General features: G+C 52.1%; 11 protein-coding genes. 4 read left to right on the top strand and 7 right to left on the bottom strand.

The features are described from left to right. Position 1 precedes the first annotated feature (1 nt). Genes pqqC through pqqA form a run of 3 tightly spaced genes read right to left on the bottom strand, consistent with a single transcriptional unit; the run spans position 2 to position 1,751 of the window. On the bottom strand, positions 2-700 hold the full coding sequence (gene pqqC / locus D7Z26_RS22185) for a pyrroloquinoline-quinone synthase PqqC (protein ID WP_120979367.1): 699 nt from the start codon (positions 698-700) through the stop codon (positions 2-4). Positions 701-708: 8 nt separating this feature from the next. After that, positions 709-1,620 (bottom strand): pyrroloquinoline quinone biosynthesis protein PqqB, encoded by a 912-nt coding sequence (gene pqqB, locus D7Z26_RS22180; RefSeq protein ID WP_120979212.1) that lies wholly within the window; start codon positions 1,618-1,620, stop codon positions 709-711. A 59-nt stretch (positions 1,621-1,679) separates the two neighbouring features. Next, complete coding sequence (pqqA, locus tag D7Z26_RS28130) at positions 1,680-1,751, bottom strand: pyrroloquinoline quinone precursor peptide PqqA (RefSeq protein ID WP_407643547.1); 72 nt, start codon at positions 1,749-1,751, stop codon at positions 1,680-1,682. A 233-nt stretch (positions 1,752-1,984) separates the two neighbouring features. Between pqqA and D7Z26_RS22170 the strand changes: the two genes are divergently transcribed. The 4 genes from D7Z26_RS22170 (at position 1,985) to D7Z26_RS22155 (ending at position 7,842) form a co-directional block, all read left to right on the top strand. Continuing rightward, on the top strand, positions 1,985-2,236 hold the full coding sequence (locus D7Z26_RS22170) for a hypothetical protein (protein ID WP_233567117.1): 252 nt from the start codon (positions 1,985-1,987) through the stop codon (positions 2,234-2,236). 193 nt (positions 2,237-2,429) lie between these two features. Beyond that, positions 2,430-5,942 carry a response regulator gene (locus D7Z26_RS22165; protein ID WP_233567115.1) on the top strand — a complete coding sequence of 1,171 codons (3,513 nt, stop codon included), beginning with the start codon at positions 2,430-2,432 and terminating at the stop codon, positions 5,940-5,942. After that, a complete protein-coding gene (locus D7Z26_RS22160; RefSeq protein WP_120979210.1) occupies positions 5,939-6,778 on the top strand; it encodes a CheR family methyltransferase in 840 nt (279 codons plus the stop codon). Before D7Z26_RS22165 ends, D7Z26_RS22160 begins: the two co-directional genes overlap by 4 nt. Further along, positions 6,775-7,842: a diguanylate cyclase gene (locus tag D7Z26_RS22155; RefSeq protein ID WP_199731762.1), complete on the top strand. Its 1,068-nt coding sequence runs from the start codon at positions 6,775-6,777 to the stop codon at positions 7,840-7,842. Before D7Z26_RS22160 ends, D7Z26_RS22155 begins: the two co-directional genes overlap by 4 nt. A 96-nt stretch (positions 7,843-7,938) precedes the next feature. Here D7Z26_RS22155 and D7Z26_RS22150 read toward each other — a convergent pair whose 3' ends face one another. The 4 genes from D7Z26_RS22150 to D7Z26_RS22135 all read right to left on the bottom strand — a co-directional run bounded on the left by D7Z26_RS22150 (position 7,939) and on the right by D7Z26_RS22135 (position 11,800). Continuing rightward, the gene (locus D7Z26_RS22150) at positions 7,939-8,928 is read right to left on the bottom strand and encodes a cell wall hydrolase (protein WP_120979209.1); all 990 of its coding nucleotides are present in this window, start codon (positions 8,926-8,928) and stop codon (positions 7,939-7,941) included. A gap of 82 nt (positions 8,929-9,010) precedes the next feature. Continuing rightward, entirely contained in the window at positions 9,011-9,949 is a 939-nt protein-coding gene (locus D7Z26_RS22145) for an NAD-dependent epimerase/dehydratase family protein (RefSeq protein WP_233567111.1), read from the bottom strand. A 54-nt stretch (positions 9,950-10,003) separates the two neighbouring features. Further along, positions 10,004-10,864, bottom strand: a complete 861-nt coding sequence (locus D7Z26_RS22140) for a MerR family transcriptional regulator (RefSeq protein ID WP_120979208.1) — start codon at positions 10,862-10,864, stop codon at positions 10,004-10,006. Between the two features lie 54 nt (positions 10,865-10,918). After that, the gene (locus D7Z26_RS22135; protein WP_120979207.1) at positions 10,919-11,800 is read right to left on the bottom strand and encodes a DMT family transporter; all 882 of its coding nucleotides are present in this window, start codon (positions 11,798-11,800) and stop codon (positions 10,919-10,921) included. Positions 11,801-11,826 lie beyond the last annotated feature (26 nt).

Raw genomic sequence — 11,826 nt, 5'->3', positions numbered from 1 at the left:
GCTAATTCGCCTCATTAGGGAATGCCAAGCCCAACGCATCAAGAATAGCCCATAGTACATCGCACTTAAAGTTAAGCGCGGCTATCGCTTGTTCCTGTTCCCTTCGATCCTTGCATTCGCGCAGAACAAGCTCCAGCCCGTGATCCGCATCGCGAGGCGCTTGATGAAGCCGTGCCTGAAAGTATTCCAACCCTTCAGGGCGAATCCAAGGATACAGCCGTTCAAATACCGCAATACGCTGGGTGATCAGAACCGGCGCGAACAGTTCCGTCAATGAAGAAGCAACGGCTACCGGCCAAGGTTGAAGACGGCAAAAATTGACGTAGGCATCGACGGCGAAACGAACGGCCGGGAGCACATGACGTTCGTCCAGCATTTCCTCTCGAGGAATATCAACCGCTTCTCCAAGACGAATCCAAGCCTCGATTCCGCCCTCGTTCCCCTCGCGTCCATCATGGTCGATTATCCGTTGAATCCAGTCTCGTCGCTCCTCGCGCGTGGGAAGCTTCGAGAGAATAAGCGCGTCTTTGACCGGAATATTTTGCTGATAATAGAATCGATTGGCGACCCAAGCCCTCAGCTGAGTAGGACTCAGTTTCCCTTCGTGCATGCGTACGTGATAAGGATGTTTGTCATGATAGCGTAACTCCCCGACTCTTCGTAATCGCATCGTGAATTCCTCATTAGATAACAAATGCATACTCAAGCTTAGACCTCCAGTTCCAAACCGTCATAACCGACCTCGATTCCCTGCTCTTTAAGAAGCAGGTATTCGATCGATCTCTCATCAAGAATAGGGTTCGTGTTGTTGATGTGAATATAGACCTTGCGATGTGCCGATAGGTTGGCGAGCCGCTCTAGGCTGCCGTTGGGGCCGGTAATCGGGACGTGCCCCATGTCTTCCGCAACCAAATCGGAAACTCCTAATCTCCGAAGTTCGTCGGAAAACCAGAAGGTCCCGTCAATAAAGACGCAATCCGCCTGCTCAAGCTGATTCTGGAGCGCTTCGGTCCATAACTCGATGCCCGGTGCATAGACAACGACGCCTCCCGTAACCCGATCTACGATACGGTAACCGACCACCCATGGTTCGGCTCCTCCCGCATCCTGATTGCGGGATGCATAACGGGGAGGCTTGTTACCTAAAAATATCGGAGATATCCATAGCCTACCCCCAAATAGTGGGAATGATTCTTCGGGCTTAACCTCCGACCAACGAAAAGCAGCATAAGGTTCCAAGATTTTCCGGACAGGGAATGACGTCGTCAAAGCATCTAGTACGGGAGCCGTAGCGTACACTTCCAAATCCGCTCCCTGTCTTAGACTGAGTAGTCCTATGGCGTGATCAAGCTCCGCATCCGTAAGCAGAACGCCCGAGATTGGAGTGTCGCGAACCTTCGGACCCGGGATTAGCTCCGAACAGGATTCAATCTGGGCGCACACCTCGGGAGTCGCGTTAATCAGGTACCACGTCTTACCATCGGCGCTTAGGGCTAACGAATCCGTCATCCGAGCATGAACGAACGAAGTACCTTGCCGTGCGCGACGGCAGATCGGACAGGCGCAATTCCATTGAGGAAACCCTCCCCCTGCCGATGATCCCAACACCTTTAATAACATTTGCCCCCTCCTAATAGAAGGTTAAAAAATAGATGCCGGATTTCTCCGGCATTTTATCTTTACTTCTGATAGGCGTATGCCGTAACTTCAGCGCAAACCTCAATGACCGTAAAGCTCGGTTTAACCCACATCGTCCCACCTCCCTGCCGCGGGATAAGTTGCCGAAAGTCGTGATTTATTATACGTTGCTTGATTTTGTCCCATAACAAGTAATAAAGCGGCGTCCAATCGTCTCGAATCGGCACTTCGCGTGGCATGAGCATATTCGAGCAGTCAATTGACATACACATCATATAGGAGAGAACTCGTAGACCAATCGCACGGCAAGGATATCCTTGGTGCAAACCAACAGGAGGTTGTTCGGGTGAAAATAAAACGTTTCTCAAATGCCACTAAAGGCGCGTTCATGGGGCTTACGATGACTGGAGGATGGTTGGTAGCCGACTTGCTTCTTCCGGAACCGTGGGGGGACTATCTTCTATATGCCGCAATGGCAGTCGTTAACGTGATGGTCGGCTGGAGGCTCGCCACATTGACCGAACAACAGGAACGCGGCACGTCCGCCCCCCCGACCGCCGACGCAAGGAGTACGATCACGTACGAACCCGAGGCATAAGACGAACTACGACCCGCAAGATGATCACTTTGAAAGAAGTGACTCTCTTGCGGGTTGTTTGCGTTCTCATCCGATTATCGAGGATGGGCGGCCTACCTCATTGTCGAATGTCGTCGCATCACTTAAACTAGTAATCAAAGAATAGTTTGCCATAACGAATGCGGTTCTGGATTAACCACTGGGGGAGACCGGTATGAAAATTTCGCAAGCGAGAATCGCCTCGATTAACTTGATCATTATTGCCATTATGATTATCGTCGGCATCGTAAGCTTCTTCGCGTCCCTATCGATGCAACGAGCTTCTAATTTCATCGTGCAGGAAACGATTCCCGTCATTCGCGCGACCGATAGTTTGCTTCAAGACTTGACCGACGAGCAGAACGGTATTCGCGGTTATATTCTAACGGACAATCCTTCTTATCTGGAGCCTTACGTAACCGGAAGGGAAAAGGTGACCTCCGACCTGAACGTCATCGCTCAATACGCGAAAGTTCATTCTCCCGAATTGAGTACTTTGCTTAATGTAAAAATCGCCACTTTAATCGAGAAGCTCCAAGCCTTCTTCTACGATCAGAAGACTCGCGTGGAAAGCGGACGAACGAAAGAAGCGCTCGGGTTATTGGACTATGCCAAACAACAGATGGACGAGTTCCGTGCCAGACATGCGGGAGTTAAGGACATTGTAAGCCAATTAGCATCCGAGGCATGGACGGAATCGGATAAGACGGGAGAACAGGCTCGTTATCTCATTCTATTGTCCGTCTTGGTATCCCTCTCCGCGGGCATTGCCTCGTTTCTCATGTTCCGGCGTTCCTCACAAAGCGAAAAAGTGCTTCTCGACACGCTGCAGCAATTATCCGCGAACATCGAAGAAAACGAGCGCCAAAACTGGCTGAAGACCGAGTATGCGCGACTGGTCGGACTGGCTCAGGGAGTTACGGATTTAAAGCTATTAGCCACTCGGCTAATATCCGAGATCGCGAAGGCGGTAGAAGGTGGACACGGAGCGTTCTTCGTGTTGGAGTCCGATCCCAAATCGACTTATAACGGGGAATACGCGCTTCTTGGCAGTTACGCCTATAAGGAAAACAAGCAATTGCCCAACCGGTTCCGTCTTGGGGAAGGGCTCGTTGGCCAGTGCGCGTTGGACAACTCCCCGATCGTGCTCAACAACGTGCCGGAAGATTACGTCGCCATTCAGTCCGGCTTGGGCGAGTATAAACCGCTAACGATTACCGTTCTTCCTGTGGCTCATGAGAACGAAGTCGTCGCCGTCATCGAAATCGCCTCTTTACAGCCGTTTACGCCGATTCAGCTGGAGCTTCTGGAACAGCTGTCGCTGACGCTCGGCGTCTTAATCGATAGCGTGAAAGGCCGGCACAAGACGGAACGGCTTCTGCTTGAAGCCCAGCTATTGTCCGAAGAACTGCAGTCCCAGCAGGAGGAGCTGCGCGCTTCGAACGACGAGCTTGCCGCGCAGACGCAAACACTGAAGCAGTCCGAGGAGAAGCTGAAAGCTCAGAGCGAGGAGCTTCAAGTCATTAATGAAGAAATGGAATTGAAAACGGTTCATCTCGAGGCGCAGAAAACCGACATCGAAAGGCAGAACGATATTATACGGCACGCCAGCGAGGAGCTTCAATTGAAGGCAGACGAGCTGGCGCTATCCAGCAAGTACAAGTCGGAGTTTCTGGCGAATATGTCGCATGAGCTTCGGACTCCGCTCAATAGCCTGTTGATCCTGTCGAAGTCTCTGGCGGATAACGGCGAGGGCAACTTGACGGAAGACCAGATCGAATCGGCCAAAATCATTCACGGCGGCGGACAGGATTTATTAAGACTCATTAACGATATTCTCGACCTATCCAAGGTAGAGGCCGGCAAGATGCAACTTAACCCGGAACGTATACCGATTGACGACTTCCTTCGCAATCTGCAATATCAATTTAAACCCGTAGCCAGCGAAAAGGGAATCAAGTTCGAATGCGCGAAAGCGGCGGATTTGCCGGAGGCTCTCTTCACGGATGCGCAAAGGACGGAACAAATCTTAAAAAACCTGTTATCCAATGCTTTCAAGTTCACCTCCGAAGGAACCGTATACGTTAGCATCGAAAGGCCGGCTCCGGATATTCGTTTCACGGACAGCGATCTTACGAGAGATAACTCGATCGCCTTCAAAGTGCGCGACACGGGCATCGGAATACCGTCGCACAAGCAGGAGGAAATATTCCGTTCGTTCCAGCAAGCCGACGGGTCCACGAGCCGCAAATACGGCGGTACGGGACTCGGCCTTACGATTTCACGCGAGTTGGCGAGCTTGCTTCGCGGAGAAATTCATCTTGAGAGCCGCGAAGGCGAGGGTAGCTGCTTTACCCTAATCCTCCCGCTGGAATTACCAGAGGCGGCTTTGAAGACCGAGACGGAATCGTCGCAGCTAACGGGACAAGCTTCCCGAACGAGGGTAGAGCCAGCGAAGGAACAAGTCCGCGCTACGGCCGAAAAACCGATTCCCCGCTCGGGTGAACGCAGCCGGTCTCTCTTGGTCGTCGAAAGCGATCCGGAATTCGCCGGCGTCCTTCGCAGGATGGCGGAGGTTCGAGGCTTCGAGACGCTCATCGCCCCTAATGGAACGGAAGCGCTGCAACTTGCCAAGCGGAACGTACCCGACGCGATCGTGCTTAACCCGTGGCTTCCTGACATGGATGGGCAAGAGCTGCTGCGACTTCTGAAAGACAGCACGAAGACGAAGAACGTTCCGACTCACCTGATTACGGGCAAGGACGAGGTCGCCGCTTCTCTCGAGAAGGGGGCCGTCGGTTTCCTGACCTCTCCGGGGGCAGAGGCGCTTGAAGCGATTTTCGCGGAAATCGATGACGCGATGCGGCCGGGTCGAATCCGGCAAGTGCTGGTCATAGAAGACGATGAAGGAAACCGCAAGGCGATCCGCGAGTTGATGAGGTCCAAGGATATCGAGATGCATGATGCCGGCAGCGTGAGCGAAGGTATGGATGCGCTCCGCGAGAGAACGTTCGACTGCGTCATTCTCGATCTCGGCTTGCCGGACGGCACCGGCTTCGAATGGCTGGAGCGCGCATCGGAGGAAGGCCGCATTCCGCCCGTCGTCATCTACACCGGTCGCGAGCTTTCGCAGGAAGAATACAAAGATCTGAACCGTTTTACGGATAGCATCGTCATTAAAGGAGAAAATTCCCCCGAACGGCTGCTGGACGAAGTAATGCTCTTCTTGCATAGCGTGGGAGGCAAGACGACTAAGCTCGAGGGCGATAGAACGATGATCCGTCGCGTTCATGATACGGATAACACGTTGCAAGGCCGCAAAATACTTCTCGTGGACGACGATCTGCGCAATACGTTCGCTCTTTCCAAAGTCCTGAAACAACAGGGCCTCGACGTCATCATGGCCGACAACGGCAAGCTCGCGATCGAGAAGCTGCAAGCCGACGACGACATCGAGCTCGTGCTCATGGACATGATGATGCCGGTGATGGACGGTTACGAGGCCATGCGCGAGATCCGCTCGAACGGGAAATACGAGTCTCTCCCGATCATTGCTCTAACTGCCAAGGCGATGATCGGAGACCGGGAGAAATGCATCGAAAGCGGCGCGAACGACTATATGACCAAGCCATTGGACGTGGACAGGCTCCTCTCGCTCCTGCGCGTCTGGCTATCCAGCGACCGATGAACGACAACCGGACCAGAAAGCTGGAGCTAGAATTGCTGCTGGAGGCTATCGCGCAGAAGTACGGTTACGATTTTCGCCAATACGCGCCCGAATCTTTAAAGAGACGGTTGGATTACATTATGAAAAAAGCGGGAGTCGCCCACTTGTCGGAGCTCATCCCGCTGGCGCTGCACGACGAGACCTTCGCGAATGAACTGCTGATGGATATCTCGGTGACGGTGACGGAGATGTTCAGGGATCCGCCGTTATTCGCGGAATTGCGGAGTAAGGTCGTCCCGCTGCTTAAGACCTACCCTTTCGTCAAGATCTGGCATGCGGGCTGCGCGACGGGAGAAGAAGCCTATGCGATGGCGATCCTGCTGCAAGAAGAAGGCTTCTACGACCGCGTGCAAATCTACGCGACCGATATTAACCAACGCTCGTTGCAGATTGCGCAGCAAGGCATCTATCCGATCGAGAACATCGGTACGTTCACGGAAAACTACCACGCGGGGGGAGGGACTCGTTCCTTCTCCGATTATTATCACGCCAAGTACGGCATGGCCAAGCTGAACGAGGATTTGAAGAAAAATATCGTGTTCGCGAGCCATAACTTGGTCACCGACCATGCTTTCGGAGAGATGCACTTGATCGTATGCCGCAACGTGCTCATTTACTTTAATCGCGAGCTGCAGGTCCAAGTGCTGCGACTTTTCGACGAAAGCCTCGTCAATCGCGGCTTCCTGTGCCTAGGCAGCAAGGAGACGCTCGATTTCACGCCGCTTGCCGACCAGTACGAGGCCGTATCCGCGCCTTGGAAAATCTATCGCAGATTCGCATATGGAGGAGAACGATGAGCTTCATGGAGCCGCAAGACAAAATAACAGCAAAAGTGTTGGTCGTGGACGATCGCGCGGAAAATTTGTTCGCGATGGAGACGATCCTGAAGCAGTTGGATTGCGAGGTGTATACGGGGCGTTCGGGCAACGAGGCGTTGTCATTGACGCTTCGGAACGATTTCGCGCTCATCTTGCTAGACGTCAACATGCCGGACATGGATGGTTTCGAAGTCGCCGAGCTTCTTCGGGGCAACGAAGCGACATGCCGCATCCCGATCATCTTCGTCACGGCGATTAACAAGGAAGACCGCAGCGTGTTCAGAGGTTACTTGTCGGGGGCCGTAGACTATTTGCTTAAGCCCGTCGATCCGGATATTCTGCTCAGCAAGGTCAAGGTGTTCCTGGAGCTGCACTTGAAACGCAAAGAGCTGGAAGCCATCAAGGCGAAGCTGGACGAGGAAATCGAGCAGCGCAAAGCCAAGGAAATCGAGCTGCTGGAGTCCAACGAGAAGCTCGAACAGTTCGTTGTCCGGCTCCAGCAGGCGAGCGACACGGACGGGCTGACGCTCGTCGCGAACCGCCGCTGCTTCGATCGGACGCTCGACAAGGAATTCGAGCTGTTAAAGCGCCGCCATTTCGATAGTTCGAACGGGCTCCCGCTTTCCCTCATCCTGCTGGACGTCGATCAATTCAAGAAATATAACGACAACTACGGTCATATGGAAGGCGACCATTGCCTCCGGGAAGTCGCGAAGGCGCTCAGCCGCGCCGTCAATCGGCCAAGCGATCTTGTGGCCCGTTACGGCGGAGAAGAATTCGTCGCTCTGCTGCCGGATACTGCGCTGTCCGATGCCGTGCATATCGCCGAACGGATGAGACAAGAGGTCGAAACGTTGCGCTTGCCTCATGCATTCTCCGACGCAAGCCCCTTTGTAACCGTTAGCCTAGGCGTTTCCGCCATCGTGCCTCAGGAAGGCGCGAATACTCGCTCCCTGATCGAGCGCGCGGATCAAGCGATGTACCAAGCCAAGATGGCCGGGCGCAATCGCGTTCTCTCAAGCGAGGATGTCCTACATGTTTAACGGATTCGAAGAGACTGCCCTCATAAAAAAAGCCTCCAACCCCACTTTAATAGTGGTTTTGGAGGCTTTTCGATTTTGTTCCCATTCTATCTGATCCTACTTGGCATAACGATGAGACCCGATCGTATCGATCACCGTCAGACTGGACCAGAACTTGCCCTTCGTTACCCTGGGATTGAAGAAATACACGGCATCCCCGACATTGTTCTTGCCGTTCAGCGCATCCTTGGCAGCGCGCAACGCGTTGGCTTTCGGCACGCTTTTATCCAATAATCCGTTATGGGCGGGCGGAAACTGCTTGCCGGAATAGACGACGTCCCGAACCGTGTCCGGAAACCGCGAATCTTTGACCCGATTCAGTATGACATTCGCTACCGCCAACTGGCTTTCATAGGACTCGTCGCCGACTTCAACCTGCGTAATCTTGGCCAGCAATAGCCACTCCGCTTCCGTAAACGGCTTTGCCTCGTGGCTTAGAATGGACGGCATGACGACTCGTAGCTTCGCTCCCGCCTCGACGCCGTCTTCCGGGTTCAGTCCGTTGCGTTTCAATAGATTAGCCTGGCTAACGCCTGCCTGCTTGACGATCTCGGTTAGACCGAATTGCTCCGTTGCGACGGACAGCGGAACCGATTCAAGCGATACGATCTGCTCTTCGTCGTTCCAGCTTACTTTCGCGTGCAGCATCTCCGCTCCATCGCGCAAAGGAATATACATACGCCCATCCGACGTAAAGGGAGCAGCGTCCATTATGTAACGAGCGCCGTTGAAGTATACGACAGGTACTCCGTTACCTAATAGGATACGATCTCCATACACGGTAGTAATCGTCGCTTCTTCATTGTCTTGATTCCAATTGACCTGCGCTCCGAACATCATGGACAATTGCGCGACAGGCAAATACATTCTTCCCGCAATCTCTCTGACGGAATCCGTTTTTATATCTTTTCCATCCAACTTAATCGTTGCTTGTACCTTTGCAATCGGCTTCTCCTGTGCGGCATTCGCCGTTAAAGGCAGGGCCGTTGTTAATAAGAGCAGAGCCCCTATCGCTAGGAGTGTAAGCTTGTTTATCCTCTTCTTCATGTTTGTTCCCACTTCGATTTGGACACCCCTCGACGAATTCTTCTTTTCTCAAGGTATCGGAATCGGTAGCGGCTGTAAACGTTTATGAGGAGAATTTCATTTTGCGAGCCGCGAGATACCCTTCCAGCGTTTGGGCGAGAGCTTGCTCCATCGGCGTTGCCGTCACGCCGAATCGCTCGCTGAATTTACGGCTATCGACGATAAAATCGTTGTCGAATTGGTACATCATTTCAACGCTCTCGCGCGCCTCGGGAATAAACAACCCTCCCAATCGGAGCATACTCTTGCCCATCGACTTCACCTTCACCGGTTTGCCGACAATCCGATAAGCCATTTCGGCAAACTGTCGGGGAGTAACGGTATCCGCATTCGGGACATGCCAGACTTGACCGAAGGCGTCCTCATGATTTCCCAGCGTTACAAGCGCCTTGCCGAAATCGTCGATAAAGGTATACGTATGCTTTTTGTCCGGATTCCCAAGCACGGAGCAAGGTTTCCCCTCCGCGATCGGCTGGAAAAATCGACCTCCCACGGAAGAATTGCGTACGGTGGGACCGAAAAAATCGGATCCTCTTCCTATCGCTACCTGTAATACCCCGTCTCGATGAAGCTGCTTTAACCGTTGCGACAACTCCGCCCTGATCTTGCCTTTTTTGGAAATCGGGGCATCCGGCAGTTGCTCATGAATGCTCCCTTTTACGAAGCCGTACATATATAAATTTTCCGCGACCACCAGTTTGGCTTCCGCAGCCAAAGCACCTTCTACAATATTGTTCTGCATGCGAGCAAAAAGGTTTTCCCATTTGTGATAGGCTGGCTGTGCACAGTGATAAACGATCCGGACATCCTTCATTACCCTAGCCGCTTGGGCTCCGTCCATAAGGTCCGCTTTTTCCAGCAGTACCCCCCGATGCACCGCGGCCTTCCCGCTGCTACTGACCATTTTCACCTGTTCGCCGTTTTTTACGAGCTCCTTCATGACCGACATCGCTAATGGACCTGTTCCCAATATCAGATTCATTGCTATTCTCCCCCTCGAATTGTTCGGATGAGAACACAATAAACCCTATAGCAACTATAGAGTCAACCCTTTAATTACGGGAACTTGCAGCTCCACGATAAACTCTTCCGGCTTGCCCATCTGCGTCATATCCACCAAGTATTGCTCTATTGCGGGGCCGCTCTCTTCGTAGCCGTTAGTCTTCATCCATTCGAGCAGCTTCCCGTAGATCCGTTTGCAGGATTCTTCATTCGGTACGCCACAGTAGAGAGCGGTAATATATTCTCCGCCGGCGATGGTTCGCGTGAAATCCGCTGTCGTCCCCCTGCTATCGACGGGGATGCAGACTTCGATATCGGAGTCTTGGCGATCGAAGATCATAATATTCTCATGGTACACAGTCATGATATAACCGTTAGGCGTCAGACCGTTTTCTTCTACCTTATGAAAAAGCTCGGTAAACCGCACGACAGAAGGTTCCATTCCGCAAGCATAGCGCCCCCGATCGAAAGCGACATGGCGATCCGGATAATGTTTCATTTCCACCAGGATATCAAGCTCCTTAAACTCACCGCCCAAGGCTTGAAGAAAATTTACTTGCGCCATTCTTTGTTCGATAGCCGTCGCGACCTTCTCCAGCCTTCGAACCTCCTGCAAAGTTTCCTCGTGCTTCGTTTTCATCATTGCCATGATGCGGTCTAACTTCTCGCTTTTTAACGTATGGCTGATTTCTTCTAGCTTGAAATTCAGCGATTTCAAGCCTTGAACGATTTTGATATGCAGGAGATCAAGATTCGAATAATACCGGTAACCGGAGTGCTTATCCGTTTCACTCGGATGGACCAAACCGATCTTATCGTAGAAGCGAAGCGTCTGAATGCTCAAATTGCATATTTTCGAAGCTTGACCGATGGAATACAGTTGATCCTGTCGCATGAAAACAACCTCATTCCGATGGAATTGGATAGAAAGCTTGAGCACTGCTATAACTCATTGTTTCGCCGTCTTCCTTCTATGATTCGCTAAGAAGACTCCCCCCAGAATGAATGCTAGCCCCGTCAATAAATTCCAATGGATCGGCTCGTTCAGCAGCGTGCTGCCCCAAATAATCGCGCTTGCCGGCACAAGATAAGTAACCATCGTAGCGAATTCGGGACTCCCCTTCTGGATCATATAATAAAAGAGAATGTAGGCGATGCCCGATCCGAATACGCCTAATCCAATCAACATCGCGATGTTCGTGCCCGATGCGATGTGCGGCAACGAGACTCGTTCGAACGTAAATGCCATGCTTCCGCTCCCCAGCATCGCGCAGAGCAATGTGCCGAATGTGATTTGATACATCGATACTCCCTTGAGCCGTTTGGACAATTGCGAGCCGATCGCATAACACAGCGTGGCCGTAATCATGCAAGCAAAACCTAACAAATCGACCGAGATAATCGAATCTTTATTTATTCCTAGTAAAATAATCAGTCCGATAAAGGCAATTCCCATACCGAACCATTGTTTCCGATTCGTGACTGCTTTGAAAAAAAGCGCACCCACGACGATCGTCCACAGCGGCGTCGTCGCATTTAAGATGGATGCCATGCCGCTCGTTAATCTCGTCTCGCTAAATCCGATGATCGCCCAAGGAATCGCCGTATTGAATAAGGCCATAACCGCCATGGGGATCCACGGGATTTTCCCGATTTCAAAGGGCTTTCGCAAAATAAGCATGATCGTCGCTATCGTAACTAAGCCGAAACTAGATCTGAGAAAGGCAATGGTCCATGGACCGAAATCCTGCAGCAGTTGCTTAATAAAGAAAAAGGAGCCTCCCCAGATGAGACTCAATAAGATCAATGCGGTATAAAGCAGACGAGGCAAAACCATTCCTTCTTTCTAAGAAATAT

Source organism: Cohnella endophytica, assembly GCF_003628305.1.
GTDB classification, from domain to species: Bacteria; Bacillota; Bacilli; order Paenibacillales; family Paenibacillaceae; genus Cohnella; species Cohnella endophytica.
This window is presented reverse-complemented; position numbering and strand designations above follow the sequence as displayed.